The organism is Limnospira indica PCC 8005 (genome assembly GCF_000973065.1).
Taxonomy (GTDB): domain Bacteria; phylum Cyanobacteriota; class Cyanobacteriia; order Cyanobacteriales; family Microcoleaceae; genus Limnospira; species Limnospira fusiformis.
The window spans coordinates 3,404,473-3,429,632 of record NZ_FO818640.1 but is presented as its reverse complement, the minus strand read 5'-3'; the positions used below and the strand labels follow the sequence as shown (position 1 = coordinate 3,429,632).

Annotated in this window: 22 protein-coding genes, 1 tRNA gene and 4 pseudogenes; 11 read left to right on the top strand and 16 right to left on the bottom strand. The window is 45.8% G+C overall.

The genetic code is table 11. The annotated features are described in order from the left end of the window. Positions 1-60: 60 nt before the first annotated feature. Positions 61-1,524, bottom strand: a complete 1,464-nt coding sequence (locus XZ46_RS14935; protein ID WP_006625075.1) for a Fic family protein — start codon at positions 1,522-1,524, stop codon at positions 61-63. A 1,017-nt stretch (positions 1,525-2,541) separates the two neighbouring features. Here XZ46_RS14935 and XZ46_RS29630 point away from each other — a divergent pair. After that, positions 2,542-2,694 (top strand): annotated as a pseudogene (locus XZ46_RS29630) (transposase); the annotation flags it as partial. Positions 2,695-2,961: 267 nt separating this feature from the next. Here the strand turns inward: XZ46_RS29630 and XZ46_RS14925 are convergent. The 5 genes and pseudogenes from XZ46_RS14925 to XZ46_RS38310 all read right to left on the bottom strand — a co-directional run. Beyond that, positions 2,962-4,269 (bottom strand): AAA family ATPase, encoded by a 1,308-nt coding sequence (locus tag XZ46_RS14925; RefSeq protein ID WP_008051552.1) that lies wholly within the window; start codon positions 4,267-4,269, stop codon positions 2,962-2,964. 108 nt (positions 4,270-4,377) lie between these two features. After that, positions 4,378-5,622 (bottom strand): GIY-YIG nuclease family protein, encoded by a 1,245-nt coding sequence (locus XZ46_RS14920; RefSeq protein ID WP_008051551.1) that lies wholly within the window; start codon positions 5,620-5,622, stop codon positions 4,378-4,380. Next, the gene (locus XZ46_RS14915) at positions 5,615-6,334 is read right to left on the bottom strand and encodes a Uma2 family endonuclease (RefSeq protein ID WP_008051550.1); all 720 of its coding nucleotides are present in this window, start codon (positions 6,332-6,334) and stop codon (positions 5,615-5,617) included. Before XZ46_RS14915 ends, XZ46_RS14920 begins: the two co-directional genes overlap by 8 nt. Before the next feature lie 34 nt (positions 6,335-6,368). Continuing rightward, positions 6,369-6,500 (bottom strand): annotated as a pseudogene (locus XZ46_RS38315) (helicase); the annotation flags it as partial. Between the two features lie 1,417 nt (positions 6,501-7,917). After that, positions 7,918-8,265 (bottom strand): annotated as a pseudogene (locus tag XZ46_RS38310) (DEAD/DEAH box helicase); the annotation flags it as partial. A gap of 437 nt (positions 8,266-8,702) precedes the next feature. On the opposite strand from XZ46_RS38310, the gene XZ46_RS14905 reads away from it, so the two are divergent. Next, the gene (locus tag XZ46_RS14905) at positions 8,703-9,734 is read left to right on the top strand and encodes a hypothetical protein (protein WP_006625081.1); all 1,032 of its coding nucleotides are present in this window, start codon (positions 8,703-8,705) and stop codon (positions 9,732-9,734) included. 3 nt (positions 9,735-9,737) lie between these two features. On the opposite strand, the gene XZ46_RS14900 is transcribed toward XZ46_RS14905, so the two are convergent. Together XZ46_RS14900 and XZ46_RS14895 are read right to left on the bottom strand one after the other, a co-directional pair. Next, positions 9,738-11,024: a bifunctional folylpolyglutamate synthase/dihydrofolate synthase gene (locus tag XZ46_RS14900; protein WP_006668780.1), complete on the bottom strand. Its 1,287-nt coding sequence runs from the start codon at positions 11,022-11,024 to the stop codon at positions 9,738-9,740. Then, entirely contained in the window at positions 11,024-11,335 is a 312-nt protein-coding gene (locus tag XZ46_RS14895; RefSeq protein WP_008051543.1) for a hypothetical protein, read from the bottom strand. Before XZ46_RS14895 ends, XZ46_RS14900 begins: the two co-directional genes overlap by 1 nt. 283 nt (positions 11,336-11,618) lie before the next feature. Here XZ46_RS14895 and XZ46_RS14890 point away from each other — a divergent pair, with 283 nt between their 5' ends. Beyond that, positions 11,619-12,455, top strand: coding sequence for a photosystem II manganese-stabilizing polypeptide (locus XZ46_RS14890; protein ID WP_006616815.1), 837 nt, complete (start codon positions 11,619-11,621; stop codon positions 12,453-12,455). A 146-nt stretch (positions 12,456-12,601) separates the two neighbouring features. Here the strand turns inward: XZ46_RS14890 and argB are convergent, their stop codons facing one another. Further along, a complete protein-coding gene (gene argB, locus XZ46_RS14885; RefSeq protein ID WP_006616814.1) occupies positions 12,602-13,495 on the bottom strand; it encodes an acetylglutamate kinase in 894 nt (297 codons plus the stop codon). A gap of 189 nt (positions 13,496-13,684) precedes the next feature. On the opposite strand from argB, the gene trpB reads away from it, so the two are divergent. The 3 genes from trpB to XZ46_RS14870 are packed head-to-tail and all read left to right on the top strand — an operon-like array spanning position 13,685 to position 16,119. Further along, positions 13,685-14,935 (top strand): tryptophan synthase subunit beta, encoded by a 1,251-nt coding sequence (trpB, locus tag XZ46_RS14880; protein WP_006668781.1) that lies wholly within the window; start codon positions 13,685-13,687, stop codon positions 14,933-14,935. A 2-nt stretch (positions 14,936-14,937) separates the two neighbouring features. Continuing rightward, positions 14,938-15,456: a CAP domain-containing protein gene (locus XZ46_RS14875; protein WP_006668782.1), complete on the top strand. Its 519-nt coding sequence runs from the start codon at positions 14,938-14,940 to the stop codon at positions 15,454-15,456. Between the two features lie 39 nt (positions 15,457-15,495). After that, positions 15,496-16,119, top strand: coding sequence for a ribonuclease H-like domain-containing protein (locus XZ46_RS14870; RefSeq protein WP_006625087.1), 624 nt, complete (start codon positions 15,496-15,498; stop codon positions 16,117-16,119). Between the two features lie 60 nt (positions 16,120-16,179). Here the strand turns inward: XZ46_RS14870 and XZ46_RS14865 are convergent, their stop codons facing one another. From XZ46_RS14865 to XZ46_RS14840, 6 genes are all read right to left on the bottom strand, one after another. Continuing rightward, positions 16,180-16,500: an excalibur calcium-binding domain-containing protein gene (locus XZ46_RS14865; RefSeq protein WP_006668783.1), complete on the bottom strand. Its 321-nt coding sequence runs from the start codon at positions 16,498-16,500 to the stop codon at positions 16,180-16,182. A 141-nt stretch (positions 16,501-16,641) separates the two neighbouring features. Then, positions 16,642-16,715, bottom strand: a tRNA-Pro gene (locus XZ46_RS14860). A gap of 48 nt (positions 16,716-16,763) precedes the next feature. Next, positions 16,764-17,129 (bottom strand): DUF1818 family protein, encoded by a 366-nt coding sequence (locus tag XZ46_RS14855; RefSeq protein ID WP_006625089.1) that lies wholly within the window; start codon positions 17,127-17,129, stop codon positions 16,764-16,766. A 12-nt stretch (positions 17,130-17,141) separates the two neighbouring features. Continuing rightward, positions 17,142-17,741, bottom strand: a complete 600-nt coding sequence (locus tag XZ46_RS14850) for a hypothetical protein (protein WP_228116348.1) — start codon at positions 17,739-17,741, stop codon at positions 17,142-17,144. A gap of 60 nt (positions 17,742-17,801) precedes the next feature. Continuing rightward, positions 17,802-18,029 (bottom strand): DNA-directed RNA polymerase subunit omega, encoded by a 228-nt coding sequence (locus XZ46_RS14845; RefSeq protein ID WP_006625091.1) that lies wholly within the window; start codon positions 18,027-18,029, stop codon positions 17,802-17,804. A gap of 16 nt (positions 18,030-18,045) precedes the next feature. Next, positions 18,046-18,663, bottom strand: a complete 618-nt coding sequence (locus XZ46_RS14840; RefSeq protein ID WP_006625092.1) for a class II aldolase/adducin family protein — start codon at positions 18,661-18,663, stop codon at positions 18,046-18,048. 199 nt (positions 18,664-18,862) lie between these two features. Between XZ46_RS14840 and XZ46_RS14835 the strand changes: the two genes are divergently transcribed. The 5 genes and pseudogenes from XZ46_RS14835 to XZ46_RS14815 all read left to right on the top strand — a co-directional run bounded on the left by XZ46_RS14835 (position 18,863) and on the right by XZ46_RS14815 (position 23,065). Further along, positions 18,863-19,258, top strand: coding sequence for a RidA family protein (locus XZ46_RS14835; protein WP_006625093.1), 396 nt, complete (start codon positions 18,863-18,865; stop codon positions 19,256-19,258). Between the two features lie 139 nt (positions 19,259-19,397). Then, positions 19,398-19,973, top strand: a pseudogene (locus XZ46_RS29625) (IS607 family transposase); the annotation flags it as partial. A gap of 37 nt (positions 19,974-20,010) precedes the next feature. Then, positions 20,011-21,078 carry an RNA-guided endonuclease InsQ/TnpB family protein gene (locus XZ46_RS14825; RefSeq protein ID WP_369076469.1) on the top strand — a complete coding sequence of 356 codons (1,068 nt, stop codon included), beginning with the start codon at positions 20,011-20,013 and terminating at the stop codon, positions 21,076-21,078. Positions 21,079-21,244: 166 nt separating this feature from the next. After that, on the top strand, positions 21,245-22,573 hold the full coding sequence (locus XZ46_RS14820) for a S8 family serine peptidase (protein ID WP_006668787.1): 1,329 nt from the start codon (positions 21,245-21,247) through the stop codon (positions 22,571-22,573). 153 nt (positions 22,574-22,726) lie between these two features. Continuing rightward, positions 22,727-23,065, top strand: a complete 339-nt coding sequence (locus XZ46_RS14815) for a DNA primase (protein ID WP_228116347.1) — start codon at positions 22,727-22,729, stop codon at positions 23,063-23,065. A gap of 14 nt (positions 23,066-23,079) precedes the next feature. Here the strand turns inward: XZ46_RS14815 and XZ46_RS14810 are convergent, their stop codons facing one another. Then, a complete protein-coding gene (locus XZ46_RS14810) occupies positions 23,080-25,098 on the bottom strand; it encodes an adenylate/guanylate cyclase domain-containing protein (RefSeq protein WP_008051533.1) in 2,019 nt (672 codons plus the stop codon). Positions 25,099-25,160: the final 62 nt, after the last annotated feature.

Here is a 25,160-nt window from a genome sequence, read left to right as displayed (position 1 = left end):
ATAACTTAGCCAATTTGTTTGCATTTTGTTCTATCCAGGAAGGGGTTATTTAAAATAATTTTAAATGCTTTTGTTCCAATACTCTAACCCAGTGAAAATCACATTTTCTAGCCACTGATGGAAACGGGGAACTAAATTTTCTTGCTCATCAGCATAGGAAAATTGAAATGGAGAATCAGTTAAAGGCTGAAGATCGCTAATAGTTGGTTCTCCTTCTTCACCATGATCTCGATGATAAGCACAGGCGCTACAAATTAGTAACCCCCGGTGTTCATGTCCGAGAACATGAAAAGAAAGAAGAACTGTTATAGATGCTTCTATATTAATTACCAATTGAATCCAAGTATGATAGTTCCGCAGGTTGGCAAAATATCCTAATTGTTTGGCAGTTTCAACCACTTGATAGCGATGATAATAATATCGAGAGTCGCCCACTGGGGCTGCAATTGTAAAAACGGCGGCATCAGTTAATATATTCTGAACAGATAGTTTAATGTCCTCGGCAATTTCTTGGAATCGCTGAGAAGCAATATCAAATAAGATGGTAGCGAAACTTTCGGCTTTTTGACATTTATCCTGGACTGAAGCCAACTGATTTTGTTTCAATTTATCAGCAATAGCCGAGACAATAACTTGAGTCCTTCTAGTCTCTGATAAAACTTGTTCTGACAAACCAAGACTTCTTAAAAATGCTTGCTTTTGACTCTTAGCAAAAAGATTAATTAAACTCGATAAATCACCGCTATCTGCCTGTTCCAAAGCGGCAATATAAACGGAGCGATCGTCCCGGGTTATCACTAAAGGAAACCAACTCGCTTGGATGCAAACTAAACTGGCTAAACAACGAGCAACCCGACCATTTCCATCTTGAAAAGGGTGGATTTGGGTAAATCGATGATGCAACCAAGCCGCCTCAATTTCTGGGGGAACTTTTTGTTCTTGATGTTGATGATGTAAGGTGATTAATAGATCCATTTCCGATGCTACTTGTTCCGGCGGACAATACTCGTGAATTGTGCCATCTGGTCGGAGGGGGTTATTGGGTTGACGTTTCCAGTCGCCTTTAATTAAGGGAACCCTAAAGATTTTTCCCTGTGGGTTTAAGGCTTCTGTGCTTTCCTGACTCTGGGTTAAAACTTGATGTAACTCCTTGATATAAGAAGTAGATAGATTTCTTTGACCCCCAACAAAATTAAATAATCCCTCAATGGCAGCCTCTTGATCTTTAATGAGCGAAACGACCTGTTTAACTGGAATATCTGTAGAGCCGTGAGGGATTAATGCTTCATTAATTCCCTGTTCAATTAACAAACGAGTGATGCCGCGATCTATGGTGTATAAACGCTCAATAATTCCGGTTTCAATGGCGATTTCCCGCCGCAGCTTTTCGCTAAAGGTTTGAAACTCTCCCGATTGACGCAGGCGATCGGCTTGCTCGTTCCAAACGGTGACTAAAGGTGGCAGTTCACTACTAGCTAAATCTTGCCAGTTGGATGGCAAATCTTCAATGGGTTTCCACAACATAAATTTTATGGCTATTGATTGCTAAAATATGTTATCATACTCTCATATGTGCGAGACGTTTAGGAGTCAAATAAGGCTGCAATGCCTGAAATAACCTCCTAGAGGGAAAATTAGACCTTCAACCAGTCTAACCCCTTAACTGTATATATGTCCCAACGCTTAGAGTATAGACTAAGCAAGGCAGGGAACTCAAGGTCAATCCCATTTAAGAAATCACAAGAATACCGTCCAAGTATACTTAGGAGGAGTACTTCAACCCACTTGGGGTGATTTGGGAAAGAGTAAAGGCGATAGCTACCCCCAGTTTCAGAAATCACAAATCTGGGATTGAAGCGGGGAACGGAAGGCGTAAGGGAAAACCTATTCCCAAAATCCGACCACTGCCAACCATCCATGATTAGGGAAACCGAATGTCTGGCTTGAACCATCGTCAGTATGAAGCAGCGAAACAGGTTGACACGCTGCGCTCAAAAGAGCAAGGAGAAAAGTAGGGGTCTTTATGAACTACCTACACAGACCTTTTTAAGTAACCCGGTGGATAGGACAAATCTAAAGATGGAATGCCCATATATACGGAACGTTGAAACCCCTATTGGGCTCTCTACGAGTACATCTCGTAGAGTAGTGAAAAGTGTAAGCGCAAGCCTATAAGGGGAAGGGATGTGACTGAAAGCCAATGCCTAACTGTAATGGTTGGGATATGCCCACTAGTCACGGTGTGGATATAGAGACCGCGATAAGTAATAGTTTAATGGCGAAAGCGAGTTTAAAGACTAACGCAAGCATATAGCTATGAAAGTTGAGGTCATAAAGCAGGGGGTCGTAACCTTGTTCCTACTGACAAAATAGGGTATCCACATCAGGAGCCGTGTGATGTGAAAGTATCAAGCACGGTTTTGAATGGGAGTTGGGAAAGGTGACTTTCCTTTCGACCCCTACCAGCACAAAACAGGAAAGTTAGGACGTATAATGGAGAGGACGAGATGACTAAGAAGACCAAAAATGCCAGCCTCCTAGTTTGAGTTGTGGTTGGAGTTCATCTTAATTCCAACATTGAAGCCAGGTCAGGCTCTAGTATTGGACAATGCAACGTTTCATAAAGGGGGGCGGATTGCTGAACTGGTGGAGGCAGCTCAATGCCGTTTACTCTATCTTCCGCAGTGGGAACCTGCATCACCCTCCCAGGGGTTTCTCCGGCGATCGCCATTTTAACTTGCTCAACAAACAACTCAGCACATTGTCGGCGCAAACGACCCTCACTGATATGAGCAATATGATTTCCGGTTTCATAAACAACCGCCATTGGTAACAGCAAATGGGTTCCTTTTTCCAAAAAATCCCTAAGTTGTTCCATGACTAAGCCTCGCTCATCATTCAATTTAGGAATATTAAGAACATTACAAAAAACCGAAGTATCGACAATCGAAACATCGGCCATTAGTGAGCCTCCACCATGGAATTAAGCGAAGTCAACCAGTCTAGAGCCTGCTGTTTTTTGTTCTCATTTCCTGGATGCTGCTTGACAAAACGTTCTAACAGTCCCCGAGTCATTAAATGACCCACGGAACCCTGAGCAATCAGTTCCGGGTAATCGGGAATATCTTGCAACCGAATTAATTGACTTGACCCATCATCAGGACTGCGATAACAAAATTCAGTCTCAGGAATTGCCTCATCAGGAAGAGCATCTAATAAAGCCGGATTATGGCTACTAATGAGAATACGGAGGTTACGTTTTCGAGCAATTTCAGCCATCCGAGACAGTAAGGCACTCGCACGACTCGGGTGTACACCATTATCGATTTCTTCAATGACTACTAAACTTTCTTCCGGTGCAGAAAGTAATACTGCTGCAATGGATAAAACTCGCAGGGTTCCATCAGACAATCTGGCGGCATCATAAGGAGTTGCCACCCCTCCAAAGGTTTCAGTGAGTTGTAACATCACCTCATCCCGAGGGGTTTCTAAAAAACTAATCTCTTCAATCTTCTGTTCTGGAAGACTACAAACAAAGTCTAAAACCGCCTGCTTAGAGGTTGTAGATTGACATAAATTATAAATAACTCCCGATAAATTTTGCCCTTTCTCCCGCAAAATTAAATCCGTTTTGTGACCATAGTTTCTCATCAAGCTAGGCTCTGGTTCTAAAAACACAATTCCACTTAACCAACGGACATATTTTTCGCAAACATTCGGGATAATTTCTCGACTTTTGAGATTTTCGGGTCGAAATCGAATGGAACTTAAAAGTTGGGTAAAAACCGCCAGATGACTACTACAAACCAGGCTCGGTTTTTTGCCGCCTCTTGCAAAATTATTATAAGTCACAAAAATATCACTTCCTGCCCCTTGCGGTTCACTGGTGATTTCATACAACGGAACTTTAGAAGTTGAACTGGTAATCCGTTCTTGCATAACCTGCAAATGGTTGTCTGAACTGAGTCCGAGTTGAATCTCAAAACGTTCCCAATCGGGATGGTTTGTCAAGCCAGCTAGTTGAAATGTCTGCTTTCCTCGATATCCCAAATGTTCGACATTACCTCGAAAGAAATTATCTCCTTTTTTTTGCGGATTTCTGAGCAATCCAAGTCTTTCCCCAGTGGCAAGCCGAGATAAAAGCCGCAAGGCTTCAATAACATTACTTTTACCGGAAGCATTGGCTCCAATTAATACCGTAAGCCGCCCTAAGTGCAATGTCGCCGATTTATAACTTTTGAAATCTTTTAACTCTATTTCTGTAATCATCGTCGTTCACTCCGTTGGTGAGTTAAACTATTAAACTCTGCGGGTTCCCAAAACCCATGGGAAAATGTCCATTGTGGGAACCCAATTGCTTTTTATTACTAAAATGTGTTATGATACTCTAATAATACTGGCTGTTTCCAACTCATATTGGAATTGCTCAATGGTGCCGTCTTGGATTTTGGCGATCGCCTCTTCAATGGCATCTAATGGCACTAGAAACCACTCTCTAGGCTGGACTGGGAACTGAAAACGATCCATCAATTCCAGGTCTAATCGCGCCCTGGCGAAAAACTTATGTAGGATAAACTCTAGCTTTTTCGGGTGGATATTTGCCAGTTGAAAAGTGGCTACAATTTCCACATCTGCTAACAGATAGGTAGGGTCATGCTTTGCCTTAGCAATCCGCTTTTTAACATCCCCACCCGTCACGCCAATTTTATGAATAATCGACCGATTTTTGGCTATAAAAGGCTCGTCAGATAGGCTCCGCAATACATAAATATAACCCGTGATTAAATCATCATCATCTGATTTAACTTCTGGTTCCGGCTGACCGGAAAATAAAGGCCCCCAATCCCGCCGATCCAGCTTAGTGATGCGGCGGCTGGTTTTATCCTTATTTAAGGCTCGCTGAAGTGATCTAAACAGAGGATTGCTCTCCGTGCCATTATCATAAATTACCCGGAGCCTATAATTTCTCAGACCATAGTCAGTGATAAACATCTCCCCCGTCTCTGCTACCAGAACTTTTTGACCATCAAGAATAAACAAATCCCCTTGATTAATAGTGGCATAATCCTGATATTTGACGGCTTGGCGATCGCCTGTTTTTAACTGACGCTGAACTTCCTCAAAGATGGGTTTAAATTCATCAAAATTCTGGCAGGGAAACCGCTGGGCAATTTCTTCCGCCGCCTTAATTTCTTGACGCGATCGCACATGAGTTAACTGGGTGATATCATTTTCGGGAGCAGCATCAACCCCCAAAGAAGCCAAAAGCGCCGCATCAATTTGGTCCTCTTCCAGGTTTTCTGCTAAGGTAAAACTGGCATCATTTTCGAGGTTTAAAAGTCCTCGGGAGTCCAGAGGTTCAAGGAGGGCGCGACATTCCGCAGATTCCCGCAAACGTTCCAGGCGCACTGCATAGAGGCGCTCGAAAATATCCCGATCGCCCATAAGTTGAGGAAGTCTACCTTTTTCGGCAACAAAGCGATCGATTTCCTCAAACCCAGCGATAATCCGTTCTTCTCTAGGGGAATATTCGCGAGTCGCTTCCGGGGCGATATCTATCCCCAACTGTGCCAACAGTTCTAAATCTTCATCAGTGGTAGATTTGGGCGGGGATTTAGCCATTGTTTTCGTCCTGGTGTTCAGGTTCAGCAATCCTCTCCTTTTGTTCTGGCGGGTTTTGTAACTGTTGGATTAACCAATTGGCAGCAGCGGTGTTGGTTTCGGTGTTCAGCCGTTCTAGGGTTTGTTCTAAAAGGGTGATCGGCAACCCCGTCAATACTTGGGACTGGGCGATCGCTTCATAATGCCCCAATGGAGTCAAGCTAAAGGCAAAAATCCGCCGCCCTTTCACATCAACCACCCAATATTCAGAAATCCCTAAGCTGGCGTAGAGTTGCTTTTGTTCATCCAGGTCAAGGCTGAGGGTAGTATCAGCAATTTCCCCCACCAAGTCCGGCAAACGGTGGCGACGCAAGTCAATCCGGCGCGGTTCTCCGGGTTGCCATCGGGGAATATTATCACCCTTGTACAGCACTAAATCTGGCGCACAGGCGTGGGTATCCGGGCGTTCAATGACACAGCGTCCATAAGATTGCAAAACAAACTCAGGGTGTAGGAGTACCCAAACAGAGAAAATCATCGTCATCAAATCACTGGACGAGGCATGATTGGGTCCTTCTCTGTCCATATCTACCCACAACCATCCTTGATGAAATGAGATTTTTTGCCAGTCTATATCCCCGTTATCCCGGATAGCCACATAGTCTTGCCAGGTGGCGTTGTGCCGTTGGAGGATGGAGTTTGGGGGGGTGGGTTTTTCTAGGGAGAGGGTCATGGATTTTAACCTCCAGATGAGCTATCAATTGATTTTAGGCTTTTTTTTCTTCCTTAACTTTCCGTTGCAGAAAGGCAACCCCTTCCGCCATGCACTTTTCCCAAGGATCGGCGGCGGTGAGGGAAGGCAACCGACCCCTTTCCTGTTTGAACTGTAGCGCCCGCTTTGCTAACTCTCGCGCTTCTTCTACCGAGAGATTGACTCGCTTGGCGGCGTTCGCGAAGCGTCCCGGAGGGAATCGCTTCTGCGACCAGTTTCAGCCGTTCCGCACTCATGGACTTAGCCAGAATCGCGTATGCTTCCCCAAAAGGATTAATCCGGTCAATCATATCAATATCGAGGTCTGTCACCGATAGGGCAAACTGCCGCACCCCGTCAATTAGGGCGGTATTTTTCGGGGCTAACCCGTCCCCTTCGTTACTGGTTTTCTTAGCTTGTTGTACCAAATTGAGAGCGGCGATCGCGTGTTGGCGGACGGCTTCGCGATCGCCTTCATCCAGGTTGGGGAATTTCTGTTTAATAATTTTACCCATCCGTAGTTGGGTGAGTTCCTCTGGTACCAATTCCTCATCAAATAGACCGCGCTCGATACTCGGCTTATCTTGGACAAAAGCCGTCACCAATTCCGTTAAATCTTCCCGACAAATGCGGGAGGCTTCCGGGCTTTTTGGTAGGGCTAAACCCTTAATTTCTAGCTGAATTTCCCCGCTTTCTGGATTAACTCCCACATTGCATCGACTCGGGTCGTAGCCACTTTCTCCATAGTCAAAGCCGGGGGTGGGTTGATTGTCCGGGCGCTTGGGTTTGAACTGAAAGCGGGGGGCTAGGACTTGTTCCATTAGCAGACTGGCTGCGATCGCCTTAATCGTATCATTCACCGCCTCTGTCACTGCCATCTCGCTGGCATCAGGTTCCGCAATCAAGTTGGTAAACCGGGCGCGGGTTTTACCCGGTGCGTCGCGGGTCGCTCGCCCAATAATTTGGACAATTTCGGTCAAACTGGAACGGTAACCAATGGTTAAAGCGTGTTCGCACCAGATCCAATCAAAGCCTTCTTTAGCCATCCCCAGGGCAATGATAATATCAACGCGATCGCGATTATCTTTGTGGGTGGGGTCCTTCAGTGCGGCTGCCACTTTATCCCGCTTGTTGGGGTCATCATCCACCAAATCGGCAATCTTGAGAATCTTCCCCTCGGCGGTTTTGACCTGTTGAAATCCGGTGGTCGGGTCAATCCCCTGCCATTCTCCCAATGCCTCAATAATATGTTCCACTTCCCGGATTTTGTCCTTGGTACTCTCGCGGGAATTAACGTTAGGAATATGCAGGATAGTTTTTTCGTTGGGGTTGAGTACCTGCATGATTTCATCGGTGTAGCTACCGGAGTAAAAATAATAGCCGATATCCAGTTGTTTTAGGTGTTCATAGCCGTTGAGTTGTTCATAATAGGTGTAGGTGACGGTGTGAAATTTGGCTTCGTCTTCGGGATGTAGGACTGCTTCGGCATCCCCCCGAAAATAAGAACCCGTCATGGCCACGATATGGGTTTTGTCGCGAGTCATCAGTTGGCGGATATGGTCCCCCAGCTTGTTGTCCGGGTTAGAGGAAACATGGTGAAACTCATCAACCGCAATCAGGCGATCGTCTAGCATTTCCACCCCAAATTTATCCACCGCAAAGCGGAAGGTGGCATGGGTGCAAATTAAGACTTTATCATCGCTGTCGAGAAAGGTTTTCACCGCTTCTACTTTACCGCCATCGCTGCCGGGTGCGTTGCAGAGGTTCCACCGGGGTTCAACGTGCCAATCTGCCCAAAAGCCAAACTTAGTCAGAGGTTCATCATGGAAACTAGCACCGATCGCCTTTTCCGGGACAACGACGATCGCTTGTTTCAGGTTCTGGTTTTCCAGCTTATCGAGGGCGATAAACATCAGCGCCCGACTTTTCCCAGAGGCGGGGGGAGATTTAATCAGCAGATATTGTTCTCCCCTTTTCTGGTAGGCGATCTCTTGATTATGGCGCATCCCCAGGGCGTTGGTGCGGGTGGAAGTGCCATCCTGGGCGTAGGTTACGGAAACGGAAGGAATGGCGATCGCTTGCTTCATGATAGTTCGGTGTTTCTGATTAGAGGGGGATTAACAAGTAATTTAAGGATATTTCCAGAAATATTCTTCCAGTTATGGTGGTATATTGACTCATTGTCTCACACAACAACCATGCCATTGTCCAGGTCTTCAGTTGCCGATTGTACGGACTCAGGAAATACAGGTCTGTTATCAAAGAAGATTCGGATTTACCCAGAAACAGCTTTGCCTAAGACCTGTTAATGTATAATGTTCCCCCAAGTCCATAACCATTACGCTAGTAGATGCCTGAAATTCCCCAATCTGCGACTGAACTGGCTGAGGTTCTCACCGAGTTGAGTGACCTTAATTTTGAACTCCCTGATCCCGAAGATGAGGAAGTTTCCGAGCATGAATTTGCCGATCAGGTAGACACAGCCTGGAAAGTATGCGATCGCTTTGATTTACAAACCGAAATTTGGCGGGGACGGATTTTGCGGGCGGTTCGCGATCGCGAAAAACGAGGCGGCGAAGGTCGCGGAATGGGTTTTCTCCACTGGCTCAAACAGCGAGAAATCAGCAAAAGTCAGGCTTATGCTTTAATTGAACTGGCTAATAGTGCTGATGCTCTCCTGGCTCAGGGACACCTGAACCCCGATGCTATTAACAATTTCAGTAAACGAGCTTTTATCGAAACCGCTAAATCTTCCCCAGAAGTACAGCAAATGGTTAGTGATGTGGCCTGTGCAGGCGATCGCATCACTAGACGGGAAGTCCGCCAACTCGCTGATGAATGGACCGCTATGAGTTCCGATTTGGTTCCTGATGATGTCCGGGAAAAAGCTGCTATCGGAGCAATTCCACCCCGTTATCTAGCGCCTCTGGTGCGGGAAATGGAAAAGTTGCCAGATACCCACGTTGGCGAAATTCAACGGGAAATGGTCACTAACCCTGATGTGGATACCGTGCGCCAGTTAACCTCTGATGCTCGTAGTTTAGCTAAATATCTCGATGCTGCTGCACAGGTTCAGGCTTTAAATCAGTCTTCGGTAGATCTGGAAATGGCTTTAGAAGAGGCTTTGCGGGTGGGGTGTTTGAGTACCGCTTCCGATTTGGTCAAGCAGGCTACTCAGTTGGAACAAACTATTGTTAAACTTCATAGCACTTGGCGACGAGTGGGGAGTCTCGCCGATCGCTTATATGTAGATACCGGAGCCAGTACCCCCCACTTGCGATCGCTCCTTAATTGTCTCGAACAGTTAGCGGGTCAGGTGATTGAGGTTAATCTAGGAGATAGCGACGACGGCAAAATCCGCCTCCAAATTCTCTCGGACTGAGTATTAATGTCCTCCCCCACCTGATGAGACAGCTTTCAGGATATAACCTACTAAGTATAGGGAACCACACAGGACTACTAGACTATTATCTGAATTAGCTAAAGCTGTTTCTAAGCCTACAATAGGATCGCTATGGGTTTGACAAGATCCCAGTTGCGGACAGATTTGGTGGGCGAGGTGGGCGAGTTGTTCCGGTATCGCTGAACTATGATCAGGTACCGGGACTAAATGTAAGCGATCGCCAGAATGTAATAAAGCCCTGAAAATATCATCATGGTCTTTAGTCGATAACATCCCCATTACCCAGGTAATCGGACCATCAACAGTTCCCCTCTGTTGCAACTCATCCACATATTCACGCAAAGCCGCCGCCGCCGCCGGGTTATGCGCTCCATCAAGCAAAAATGAGCGATTGTCATGGCAACTTATCCATTGTAGACGACCCGGCCAGCGAGTTTTAGCGATACCCTCGACTATAGCTGTATCAGAAATCGCCCAACCCTGTTGTTTGAGAGACTCCAAAACAGCGATCGCCAAAGCTGAGTTGAGCAATTGAACTTGTCCGGGCATGGGTAAAATATATTGGCAGTTTCCATAACTAGCTACCGGGTGAAAAGGGTCAGACTTGAGCAATTGTGCTGGTTCGACCCAAGTAGTTGGACAGCCAAGAGTTAAAAGGCGATCGTTCACCACTTTTCGCGCTTCCGGCGGAAGGGGTCCCACCACCGCCGGACATCCTCGTTTAAGAATACCCGCCTTTTCCCTAGCAATATCCGCCAAAGTCGGACCAAGGCGCTGCCAATGTTCTCGACTGAGGCTAGTAATTACACTGACCAAAGGCTGATCAATCACATTAGTAGCATCAAGTCGTCCCCCTAAGCCTACCTCAATCACCGCCACATCGACTTTCTCTCTGGCAAAATAAAGCCAAGCCGCAGCCGTAATCACCTCAAATTGAGTAGGTAACAGTTCATCAGAAGAAATAGCCCCGATCACATCTTGTAGTAAAATCTGCAAATCCCGATTATCTATGGGAACCCCATTGATACAAATTCTCTCAGTCCAATCGACCAAATGGGGAGAAATATAGCGCCCCACACGATATCCCGCCTCCGTCAGCACTGAGGATAAATAGGCACATACCGACCCTTTACCGTTAGTTCCAGCAATATGCAAAACAGGGACTTGGTAGTGAGGATTATTTAACCTCACCATAAGCTCTGTAATGCGTTCTAAGCCCAGATTAATGCCAAAACGTTCAAAAGACCCCAAAATCGCATCTATACTCACTACGCCCCCTTATTCTCCGGCTCAGAGGGGGTTGATAAATCCAGATTTTTCAAAATGAATCTTAGGGATTTACGGGGAATATATGGCCATCCCCCTTGGGCTTCTATCTCGCGCAGTAAATGATAAAGTTCCTGTCTGTTCTTGGGTAAAGTCTTCTGAAACACATCTTCTCGGATTTTTTGGTGAAGCTGTTCTAAGGTTCGCAATAGGGATAACAGCATGAGGGTGTCATCATTAGCTTGGACGGTCAAATCCTGGATATTCTGGGTCAACAACTGCAATTGAGCCTCAAAATCAGTCTCCTGCTCCATAATTTCCTATTATGATTATGCTTGTTCACGATTTCATCATAGATCTAACCTGCTACCAATTTCCGCTTAAATCCGTAAATAAACCCAGGTAAAAACACTTAAAGCCGATAAATTTGTACTTCTGGTAACAAAAAAGTCGTAATCAGGGTAAAATGCTGTATTGGACAGCCCCCATATAAATGGGGTGGGATCAGGTGACTCGCTCAATCTAGGGAGCGGGGAGCGTCGATTCTGCCAACTAGAAAATTATGTCACATATCGATTTTGGATATTGAGGTTGAAAATGAAATATCGCGCTTTAGTGGCGACATTCTTGGCATTTTGCCTTTCGGTACTCACAGCTTGCTCTGAAAGTCCATCCGCAAAAGATCCATCATTACTAACTTATGATGATATTCGGAACACTGGTTTAGCGGTTAACTGTCCGAGTCTTCCTGAAACCGCCCGGGGTTCAATTCCCCTTGACCAAAATGCTTCCTATGAAATTACAGGCTTGTGTCTGCAACCTACTAGCTACTTTGTGAAAGAAGAACCGGCTAATAAGCGACAAGAGGCTGAGTTTGTACCAGGCAGATTGTTAACTCGCTTCACTTATAGCTTAGACCAGGTTCGCGGTCTCTTGAAATTTCAGCCAGATGGCAGCCTGAAATTTACTGAAAAAGATGGGATTGATTTTCAGCCCATTACCGTTTTACTCCCTGGTGGTGAGCAAGTGCCATTCCTATTCACTATTAAAGGGTTAGTAGCCACCAGTCAACCTGGACTGACTAGCATTAATACTTCTACCGACTTCTCTGGGGATTTTAATGTCCCTTCCTATCGTGGGTCTACTTTCCTCGATCCGAAGGCACGGGGTTTGGCTTCTGGTTATGATAATGCTGTGGCTTTACCTGCTACTGCTGACGAGGAAGATTATGTTAATGCCAATGTTAAACTTGCTGATACCAAGTTTAAGGCTGGTCATATTTCCCTACAGGTAGCTAAAGTTGATGGCGAAACTGGCGAAATTGCTGGCATTTTTGAAAGCGAACAGCCTTCTGATAATGATTTAGGTGCGAAAGAAGCTGTTGAGGTGAAAATCCGTGGTGCTTTCTACGCTCGTATTGAGCCTAAAGCATAGTCAACAACCCACCACTAATGGCAGTAGCCCTAATTGACGAATTGGGGCTACGGTGCAGATGAGGCATACCGTGCCAACAAGGGTTGCCCCTTCTCCGGGGTGCGGGCTAGATAGCCCGCTATATGATTAAGTGACGGGATTGGCTATTAGTATTTAAGGTCAGAGGCTACTAACATAGAGCCAATTCCCGCGTCGGTAAAGATTTCCTGAAGCAAGGCATGGGGAAGGCGACCATCGATAATATGGGCGGCGCGTACTCCCTGGGCGAGACTCCGCACACAGCAGGTAACTTTAGGAATCATACCGCCAGCCACAATTCCTCGTTCAATCAGTCCCCTGGCTTCCTGAATGTCTAACTTGGCGATTAGGGTCTCGGGTTTATGGTAGTCCTCTAAAATTCCGGCTGTGTCGGTGAGCAAAATCAATTTTTCTGCCCCTAAAGCGGCGGCGATTTCACCAGCAACAGTGTCAGCATTGATATTGTAGGCTTGACCTGTTTCATCAGATGCTACGCTGGACACTACAGGTATATAACCGCCATCAACTAAGGATTCTAGTAACTTGGTATCAATACTGGTTACCTCTCCCACAAATCCTATGCCCTCTTCACCCTGGGGACGAGCGCGGATCAGGTTAGCATCTTTACCACATAATCCTACTGCTAAACCTCCTACCTGATTGATGAGGGAGACAATTTCTTTATTGACTCGCCCCACGAGTACCATTTCGACTACATCCATTGTGGGGGCATCTGTGACCCGTAAGCCGTTTTTGAATTGGGGTTCAATTCCCAGTTTCCCTAACCAGGTATTGATTTCTGGGCCTCCACCATGTACGACCACTGGCCGAATACCCACACAGGACAGCAGCACAATATCTCGCATGACAGTATCTTTAAGGTTACTGTCTTTCATGGCTGCGCCGCCATATTTAACGACAATGGTACGACCAGCAAATTTTTGGATATAGGGGAGTGCTTCGCTCAGAATTTGGACGCGAATGGTCTGGTCTATTTGGGAAAAGTCACTATGTTTGAGCATGGTAGGGCATATAAAAATCTCGCTTAATGATTTTAGCTGCGATTCAGACAAGTATTGTGGGCTGTGTCCGACAAACTTATGTCGGAAATAGCTTGGGTGTACAGACAAATATCAACTCCTAGGGCGATTGTGCAACCTGTCTCGAAGGGCTTATAATCATTGGATGTACTGAAAATTAATCCCCTGTTCATGACAACCACTCCCCTACATTCCAACTCCTCAACGAACCCCAATCCAGTAATTGACCCATCTGTAGGACGGTTTGGGCAATTTGGTGGTAAATATGTCCCGGAAACTTTAATGCCAGCTTTGGCGGAACTGGAAGCGGCTTTTAAACATTATGTGAGCGATCGCGACTTCCAAAGGGAACTAGAAGACTTACTCCGGGACTATGTAGGGCGACCGAGTCCCCTGTATTTTGCCCCCCGTTTAAGCGATCGCTATGCTAGACCTGACGGTAGCGGTCCGAAAATCTACTTAAAACGGGAAGACCTCAACCATACTGGCGCTCATAAAATTAACAACGCCCTCGCCCAAGCTCTCCTAGCCTGCAAAATGCGCAAAAAACGGATTATTGCGGAAACTGGGGCGGGTCAACATGGAGTCGCTACCGCTACGGTTTGCGCCCGCTACGGCTTAGACTGTGTAATCTATATGGGCGTACAGGATATGGAACGCCAAGCCCTGAATGTGTTTAGAATGAGGCTATTAGGGGCAGAAGTCAGACCGGTGGCAGCGGGAACCGGAACCCTCAAGGATGCCACTTCTGAGGCGATTCGGGACTGGGTGACAAATGTGGAAACTACCCACTATATCTTGGGTTCGGTAGCAGGTCCCCATCCTTACCCAATGATGGTGCGAGATTTTCATGGGGTAATTGGTCGGGAAACCCGCGCCCAGTGTTTAGAGAAATGGGGTGGTTTACCAGATATTCTGCTCGCCTGCGTGGGTGGTGGGTCTAATGCTATGGGATTGTTTCATGAATTTGTTAATGAGTCCTCTGTGCGTCTAATTGGCGTAGAAGCAGCCGGCTCTGGTGTGGAGACTGGAAAACACGCCGCCACCCTAACTCATGGGCGTGTGGGGGTTCTACATGGCGCTATGAGTTATCTATTGCAGGATGATGATGGTCAGATTATTGAAGCACATTCTATTAGCGCGGGGTTGGATTATCCGGGAGTGGGACCGGAACACAGTTATTTGAAGGATACCCAACGGGCTGAATATTACAGCGTTACTGACCGAGAGGCGGTAGATGCTTTTCAGCGTTTATCCCAGTTGGAGGGAATTATTCCGGCTTTGGAAACTTCCCATGCGATCGCTTATTTAGAAACTCTCTGTCCTCAACTGGAAGGTAGCCCTAATATTGTTCTCAATTGTTCGGGACGGGGTGATAAGGATGTGCAAACTGTAGCTAAGTTTCTCGATTCAGAGATTTGACTATGACACGCAATTTAATGGCTTTGGCTTCTGTGGGAATGGGGTTAATCTTGGGTTATCATTTCTTCCCGGAAGTGGATTTTTTATCAGTTGTTAATCCCTCAAGTTCTGTGATTGCTTCTACCAGAGATATTGCTAGTTTGGAACGACAGGTTCATCAACAGGTGAATGAGTACCGCCAAAGCCGAGGTTTGTCACCTCTACAACTTGACTCTCGTATCAGTAATGAGTCTCGTCGTCATTCGGAGGATATGGCGGCGGGACGGGTTCGGTTTAGCCATGATGGTTCAAGAGAAAGGTTTGATGCGATCGGTAGTCAGATCCGCTTCCGCCAAATTGCTGAAAATCTTGCCTATAATTCTGGTTATGCTGATCCGGTAAAACAGGCGGTTAAGGGTTGGATTGATAGTCCGGGTCATCATAAAAATATGATCGGCGATTATTCTTTAACCGGAATTGGGGTGGCGAGGAATGCTAAGGGTGAGTATTATTTTACCCAGATTTTTGTCCGCCCTCGCTGAGAGGATGGATGGTTAAATACACCAGAGGGGTGAGTTATTATGAATGATTTTCAGGTGTGCGATCGCGATTTGAGTGATTCTCGTCTTTCGGAGTTCATGGCAGCTGAGGCTTTGGCTATCGATACGGAAACTATGGGTTTATTACCTGGGCGCGATCGCCTCTGTTTGGTGCAAATTTGTGACCCGAAAGGACAGGTGGTGGCGATTCGGATTGAACGCGGACAAAGGGAAGCACCCAATTTAAAAACCCTTTTAGAAACTGCTAATATCCTCAAGGTTTTTCACTTCGCCCGGTTTGATGTCGCTACTTTGCGCCATAATCTGGGGATTGAAGTTAACCCAGTATTTTGTACTAAAATTGCCAGTAAATTAGCCAGGACTTATACTGGGAAACATGGCTTAAAAGATTTAATCATGGAATTGGAGGGGGTGGAATTAGATAAATCTTCTCAAAGTTCCGATTGGGGAAATGCTGCAAATTTATCGGAAAATCAGCTTAATTATGCAGCTAATGATGTGCGATATTTACTATCAGCTAAAGATAAGTTAATTCAGATGCTCAAGCGTGAGGAACGCTGGGATTTAGCCCTGGATTGTTTCCAATGTTTGCCGACTATTGTAACCTTAGATTTAATGCAGTTCGATGATATTTTTAAGCATTAGTCAATCGTGGGCTTAATTAACAGTCAAGTTAGAGCATAGGTTTTTAGATAGGACTAATGGCTAATTCTCGCAGCCAATTCCATCTCGATCGCGATCGAACTTATGGGGGTCAGAACCGATCACCCGAAACTTGCGATCTGAGATATCCTTACAATTGAGGTCTGGTGGGTAAGGTGGGATGCAAATATCAGGATAGGAAGGGTCACATTTAGCCCGCAAATTGTCTGTTCTTTTCCTTGCTGTCTGGTTGACAACTGGCTTAGTTGTCGGGTTACCTTGTCCTCCCGTAACCGCATTTGTAGCAGCAACTGCGGGCGGGACTACCAAAAAAGTGACCGCGATCAACACACCTACAATAATTGCAAACAGCGTCCGTTTCATCTCTTCCAACTTGGTTCGATTGAGTTACAATAGTTTCTACCCCTATGCTAGGTGCAAATTGTCTGCAAATTGTCTGCAACAGAGCGACTACCCGGTTAAGTGTTCCCGTCGATCGCCCTTAGGATAAGGGTTTAAGTAAAATCGGAGCGGCGGGATTTGAACCCACGACCCCCACTACCCCAAAGTGGTGCGCTACCAAGCTGCGCTACGCCCCGATGTGCTTCACCATCATAACACACATAATCGAAATTTCCAACAACTTTTTAGAACATTTTTAAAATTTTCATGGCGGCCAGGAGTTCCGGGACTGCCTCCGGCGGCCAACTGCCCTCACAGCGCCGCCCGTTACTAAGGATAAACTCTAGGCTGTAGGCGTGGGGTACGCCTTCTAGCTGTACCCAAAGGCGATCGCTTTCAGCTTCACAGGCGAGGCGTTCGGAGTCCATAATTTCCGCAGCTATTTCACTAACGGTGTCGGCGAGTTGTCCACACAGACGACACAAATCATCTAATTCCGGTTCCGTTAACTCAACCGCCCATCCTTCTCCCCCGACTAACCCTTTAAACTCGGAGGCGTTGGGGTCCCAGCCTAACCGCCAGCCGACCCCTTTTCTCAAAATTTTGTCCATTTGTTAACTCAACTAAGGAAGCAACAATTCTGAGTCTCCCGGCTGGGGAAGGCGAGGGAGGGAAAAACGGCCATTATCACCAGCATCATTTGATGGGGGAGGTATTGGCGGCGTGTCTGCTGGGGGTTGTCTTTCTGATACAGCATTAGCCGCGCTAGGATTAAATATCCCCACCAGAACATCAACTAAGGCATCCCGTTGTTGTCTATTCAAAGTGCCGATCGCCTTTTTGTCTCCCTCTAGGGGATTTTCCTGCAAAACACGAGCGCGGGGGTATTGCTCAGGTCTCATTATTTGATTAGCACCTAAATAATCAGCCAGGGTCAGTTTCCAGTCTAGGCGAAATTGGGTAGGGCGATTTTGGATATAAACGTGATAGCGAATTAGCCGATCAATTAGGGTGTTATCTTCGGCAGGTTCTCCGGTTTCGGTGGAAATGTGGTGATTTTCCTTGGGTAGGTCTGGTAAAAGCTCATATACCTGTTGCCAGACATCACGCACCCGCAACATTCCCCCTTGGGCTAATTGCGAGGACTCCTGGGGGGGAATTTGGGCGCGGGTCGGAGATTTGGTCAAAGTAGCGATCGCTGTGAATATGATCAGACTCGCCACTGCTAATGCAACGAGTCTAGGATATGGCGCGCGCCGTGTTGAACTTGGTCTCATGAAACTTTAGCGATCGACAATAATTTCCGGTTGGCTTAACTCATCGGACATTTCCACAATAGCCCGCATAACTGGCTTCATCAGGTTGTCGTCAAAATTATCAAAATCCTCGTAGCGGCACTGCTTGGCGCGTTTAGCCACCTGAACAGTAATTTTATAGCGGTTAGAGGCAGCATCAAAAAGTTGTACTGCGCGACGATTAATTTCCAAAGAATCGATAGAACGTCTTTGCATAAGACTCCAACTATAGTTATCTTGTCGGATATATGTTAACCCATTCTAGCAGAACTTCCCCAGCTTCTGCCAAATTCTGACCAAAACTCAAAAAGCCGTCTTCATGTCCTCCCATGACTAAAATTCGCTGATCGGCTAGATTTTCCACGGCGAATAAACGGAACATTTCCTCTGCCATTTGCGGGGTTCCATAGGGAACATTAGGGTTAGTGGTAGGAACTTTAAACATCAATTTCTGCCAAATTTGGGGATGATGAACATGGGCGATCGCCGTAATTTGAGGTTGATGGCTATATATGGCAGCATGGGTTAAGGCTTCTGATGAGGCTTTAATCGGACCGCGACAGGTGATCCAATTTTCCGGCCAACTAAAATCGTAAACCAGGGTATAATGTTGGGGAGTTAAATGGGCTAGGTGTCCGGTTTGGGTTCCGGTGATGATAAATTCCCGGGAGTTTCCCACACGCACACTGACATTACCAAACCCAATGCCATTGTCATAGACTCCAATTAGTCCTAAAGAATATAAGCGATCGCGCCAATACATCAACTCCCCTAAGACGGGTGAGGCTAAGGGTTCAGCCTCTATCCAATTACATTGATATTTGATAACACCTTCATCAATCATGGTCATTTCGAGTTAACTGCCACTGCGGTAGGTTGGGAAATATTACCCGGCAATAATTCCCTCATCGAGTGATTTTATACTGTGTTGTTGATCCGGGCAATGATTCCGGCAATTTCGGGAAGATGAAAATCTCAAAACGGGCGATCGCATATTGACGAGCAGGTGTAATGTAAGATCAACAATAGTAGTGATAACTACCCCAAATATGAAGCGTCAAATCATCTGCACCAATCGCGCCCCTGCTCCTGTGGGGCCTTATAGCCAAGCAGTGATCGTCAATGGTATGGTATTTGTGTCCGGCCAAATTGCGATCGATCCAGAAAGCAATCAACTCATCGGTTCAGGAGATATTGAACAACAGACCAAACAGGTAATGGCGAACCTAGAAGCCATCCTTACCGCCGCCAAAAGCAGTTGGTCAGAAGTAGTCAAAACCACCATTTTCCTCAAGGATATGAGCCATTTTAGCAGCGTAAATGAAATTTATGCAAAATTTTTCGATTCCGAAAATGCTCCCGCTCGTGCCTGCGTAGAAGTAGCCAGATTACCCAAAGATGTACTGGTAGAAATAGACTGCATTGCCACAGTATCTGACAGCTAAAATCTCAACCTTGCCGGAAATGGTTGACGGGTGAGTGAACTTGAGGACTGACAACCACAAGAGCATGATTTAATCACAAATTCGGTTAATATTTTAGGGCAATACGGTATAATAAGCGAGAAGGGTTGAGGATAAACCTATTGCCAGATATGTCAAACCCAAGGAAGCGGCCAAAATCCTTGGAGTCCATGAAAGAACACTCCGCAGATGGGACGACAATGGCTCAATCGACACCATCAGAACCCCCGCTGGGCAACGACGATACAACGTTGAGTCATATTCTGATTCCATATCAGGCAGTGACAAACGCAAAGTCGTTATCTATGCCAGAGTTAGTAGCCGCGCCCAGCAGTCCGACCTCACCCGACAGGTGGCCGCACTGTCCAACCTCTACCCCGAAGCAGAAGTCGTCTCAGAAATCGGAGGCGGGCTCAACTTCAAGGGAAAGAAAATGCTGGCCTTACTGGGACATCATTTGTCAGGAGATGTCCGCATGGTTGTCGTTGCCCACCAAGACCGATTGGCAATATGGGGATTTGACTTGTTTCGATGGCTCTGTGAGCAAAACAGGTGTTCACTCATGGTTCTCAACCAGACAAGTCTCAGTCCAGAACGAGAAATGGTTGAGGACATCCTCGCCATCCTCCACTGCTTCAGTTCCCGATTATACGGAGTGCGTAAATACAAAACTCAGGTCAAAGAAGATCCGGATTTACCCCAGCCCCGAGCTAAATCAAGTCTGGCGCCAATGGCTGGCTGCTTGTAGGTATTGCTACAACCAAGCAATTGCATTATCTAGGAGTGGTAAACGACTAAGCAAGTTAAAGTTACGCAATAAAGTGATGCAGAGTGACTTACCCGAATGGGTCAAAGAAACACCCTGCCACATTCGGCAAAATGCCATCTTTGATGCCTATCAGGCTTTGAGCGCCAGTCCTGATGCCAGGTTTAGAAGTTGTCGTGACAGCTCTCAAGGGATTAAGTTCAATAATACTAATTTCTCTTCAGGGAGTTGGTATCCAAGACTAACGAAAGGATTAACTTTCATGGTTTCCGAACCCATCCCTAAAACTTGCGGGCAAGGGACTCAGTTGGTGTTTACCAAAGGTCGATGGTTGGCGATTTTCCCTGAACCAGTTGCCGTTACCCCAACTGAAGCGAATGGCGTAATTGCATTAGACCCGGGTGTGCGAACTTTCATAACTGGGTTTGATGGCTCTCGATTTCTGGAATTGGGCTCCGAGGATATTGGACGCATTACTAGGCTATGTCAACATTTGGATGATTTGATGAGCCGAATCGCCAAGGAACCCTGTCGTTCAAGAAGGCGACGGATGAGGCAAGCGGCTCAACGAATGAGAACCAAAATCCGCAATCTAGTTGATGAAGCCCACAAACAAATTGCTCACTACTTGACTCACAACTACAGCATAATTTTTCTGCCGACCTTCGAGACTTCCAACATGGTTGCCAAAGCCAAGCGGAAAATCAAATCCAAGACTGCCCGCGCCATGCTGACATGGGCGCATTATCGATTCAAACTAACCCTGAGACATCAAGCCGAGATAACTGGAAGCACAGTTGTAGATGTGACGGAAGAATACACCAGCAAAACCTGTACTCACTGTGGTCATGTGCATTCCCAGCTAGGTGGCTCAAAAGTGTTCCGATGTCCTGAGTGCGGGTTCACTCTACCCAGGGACTGGAACGGTGCTTTTGGAATCTTTCTAAAAGCTTTGCGGGATACCGCCTCTGTTACCTTAACGGGTAATAGTGCTATCGTCGCATTGTCAGGCAATAGCCGGATAAATGTCGCGTAAATGTATCAGGGAGGAACCCTTCACCCCAGATGTCACTATCTGAGTAAACTGGGGTCAAATAGTCAAAGGGGTAGGCAATGGTTTCACGATTACCAGGGTCATCCTAAACCAGATTAGTGAACCTGTCTACCTAGGCAATTTAAATCAATTCACAGGACATAAGATAATGACCATTAACCCCAAAATTTCACCAGCTTTTGCTCCGTTTTTATCCAACACCGACCCCCAAGGGAAACAAGATGCGATCGTAATTTTCCAGGGACAATACCCCACAAATATCGCGCCGCGTGACTCTCAACAAAGATTTAATACTATCCAGCAAACGGCCACCAGTCACCAAGCCGAAGTTAGTAAACTAGCAGCCAGTTATAAAAGTGCTGTCGGTCAAAACTTCAATGTATCTGCTATTGGTTCAGGTGCATTACCCATTGCTACAGTAGAAGTGACCGCAGAGACTTTACCAGCTTTAGTGGAACAGCCAGGAGTGGTAGTGGTTTTACCCAACCAAAAAATCAAATTAATTGAACCTAGCGCCATTGACTATCAACAATTACGGAGACAGGAAGAAAACAACAAATTAACCTGGGGATTAGAACTCTTAGAAATTCCCAAAATGTGGGAAAAAACCAAAGGGAAAGGAGTTACAGTATCCGTTCTCGATACGGGAGTACATGGAGATCATCCAGCCTTAAAAGACCGGGTGAAAGGGTTTGTAGTCATCGACCCTTTAGGGCGACGAATTACCGCTACCCCTTCCTTTGACGGTGGAAATCATGGAACCCACGTTTGTGGTACTGTGGCTGGTGGTAAAACGGAAAGTGGGGTTTCAATTGGTGTCGCCCCAGAAGCTGACTTACTGGCGGGAGGGGTTCTGATTGGTAATGCCACCCTGCGAACCTTAATTGAGGGTATTTCCTGGTCAATTGAGAATGGGGCAGATGTGATTAATATGTCCTTGGGTATGAGTTACTATGAGCCTCTGTTTGCTCAGGTTTTCGATATGCTGATCAATCAATATGATGTTCTCCCAGTGGTGGCGGTCGGTAACGAAAATCATGGTAATACTAGCTGTCCAGGAAATGCTCATAATGCTTTCTCTATCGGCGCGGTGGAAATGCTCCCTAATTCTGAACTGGGAATTACATTTTTTAGCAGTGGCGCAAGTTTAGTATTTCCAGATGATGCTCCTAACCGCTTAGTGACTAAGCCTGATGTATCAGCCCCTGGGGCTCAGGTTTATTCGGCTGTTCCTCCCACTAAACAGGCTAATGGGTCTTTTGAGTATACTTATATGGATGGTACATCTATGGCGACTCCCCACGTGGCTGGAGTGGTGGCGCTATTGTTAGCTGCACAACCTGATGTTCCGGTGAGTAAAATTGTGGAAGTGTTGCGAGAAACCGCCGAACATCCTGGGGGAGAACAAATGCGCCCGGATAACCGTTGGGGATGGGGGTTAATTAAGCCCTGGGAAGCTCTACAAGCTCTGAAATAGGTTTAATTATCATATTAGTTAGGGGGGGTAATTGTGATGATCCCATACGGCATAATTGGATTGACTTTGCTGGGGGTGGTGCTAGGAGATGCTAACCCAGCAGCGCTCCCCCCATTAACCCCATTAAACATTTGTGTTAGGGAGAACCGCGATATGAAAATTAGCCCCGAATTTGCTGCTCGTTTGGCGCGTCTCAAGTCTCAGGAAAAAATCCGGGTTTTGGTTTTCCTCCAGGTTCCCCCATCAAATCATCAGCGATCGCCACGTCTATCTCCTGAACAGCGAAAAGCTGAAATGGTTGCTACACAAAAGGCGGCGGAAAGTTCCCTTAATCAGATTAAGCCTATTCTGAATCAGTATAATGGTAAATTACTCGCCCCAAGCCCTAGTTTACTGGGTACGATTCCCGTTGAAATAACTGTGGCTGGTGTTTATGTCCTTAGTCAATCTAATGCGGTTAAATCGATAATTGAGGATCAGGATATTAACTGATAGATAGATGGTAATCATGAGGAAATATCTACTACTGGTTTTTTCCCCAATAACCAATAAGTAGTCATCTGTCCTTTTCCTTTGACCGGAATAGGACCGCGTTCTTTAAATATATAATTCTTCTTCAGGCGATTGTAGGTTTCCTCGGTGACTTGAATAGAACCCGGTGTTCCTGATGATTCCATGCGGGAAGCAATATTAACCGCATCTCCCCATAAATCATAAATAAATTTTTTAATCCCAATTACCCCAGCTACCACGGCTCCGGTATTGATACCAATGCGAATTTGGAAGGATTCTGAACCCACTAAATAACTACCTTGAAACTGCTTCATTGCTGCTTGCATTTCTAAAGCCATATCAGCGATCGCCTCCGCATGATTATCTTGCGGTAGTGGTAAACCTCCCACCACCATATAAGCATCGCCAATGGTTTTAATCTTCTCTAATTTATGTTTCTCGGCTAGGTTATCAAAAATCGAAAACATTTCATTAAGTAAACTGACTAACTCAATGGGGTTCATCCGCGCCGATAGGGGAGTAAATCCCACAATATCAGCAAATAAAATAGTCACTTCTTCAATAGCAGAAGCTATAGCTTTTTTATTGGCTTTCAACTGGTCTGCAATAGGCTTAGGTAAAACATTAAGTAATAACTCTTCCGATCGCTCCTTTTCTTGAAGCAGCGCCGCCGTCCTTTCTAACACCCGTTGTTCTAATTCTCGGTTAGTATTTTCTAGCGCAATAAATGAATCCCGCAAATTCTGTATCATCATATTAAAGGATTCAGATAACATCCCCAATTCTCGGATCTTCTCAACTTTTACCTTTTGATTTAACTCAGCACTAGCGGTAGCATTACGAGCGCCACTAGCAATAGCACTGGAGGCTTCACTGAGGCGTAAAATCGGTTCACTAATCCATCTAGCAGTCAGAATACCCAAAATTATCGCTAACACTAACGCCATCATAAATAATAAAATTGTGATGCGGGTATTTTCATGGATCTGTTCCATAAAATCCGCTTCGGGAACCACCACCACAATTAACCAATCAATTCCCCTAGGGTCAATCATGGGAGTTACCTGGACAAACTCTCGCCGACTACTAGCATAAAAACTGAGGCGATCGTGATTATCTATTTGACTAATATAAGCTAATTTATTAGCCAAATATCGGGCAGTTTCTCTGGTCATTATGTCACTGCTTTCCGCTGCTAAAATTCTTTCAGTGTCGCGATTTTCTTCATCAGTAATAAAGGTTTTTTCTAGGGTAGAAGTTCCCACCAAATAACCATTACGTTCCACAATAAATGTTTGTCCGGTTTTGCCAATTTCTAAGGTACCGAGAAACTCACTAATTCGCTTTAAAGTTAGGTCACTGCTGGCTACACCTAGTAAATTTCCTTCCGGATCATTAATTGGTCGATTAGCAGAAACCACTAAGGCTTGGGAGCCAAAATACCCATAAATCTCACTCCAAACCGGCTTACCCGCCTCCACCGCGACCAGATACCAAGGTCTAACTCTAGGATCATAATTATCCCGGGAACTCACCAACTCAGTTCGGTTCCCCTGATCATCTGTTAACCATTTTTCTAACTGACGATTAGTGCTATCAGCTAAAATATCAAATTCAATAGAACCATCATCATAGCGTCCCGCGCCAATATAATCCCCGTTTTCCATACCCATACCAATATAGCTGGCGGTGGGGAACTGCTGTAATTGTGTCCATAGATAGCGTTCTAGTGCGGGAATGTTATCTATGGAAATTAACCCTTGATTGATAGCATCAACATTAATTTGATTAATCAAGTGAGGAGTTTCCAGATAGGTATTCATTTCCTGTTTAATCCGGTTACTAACCTCAACTTGTAACTGGGTAGCTAGGTCATTCATCGCGCGGGTTCTATTCCGATAAGATAACCATCCTGTTAATCCGAAAGCTATGGTAATTTGTAGCAAAAAAGGGACAATTAAGACTAGACGTAAAGATAACTTGGGTATAGGGGGGATAATAAATAAGCGCATGATTGATTAGTAGTGCCTCCCAAGATGTCTAAACTGAACCCGTGAAATATTGATAGGATTTG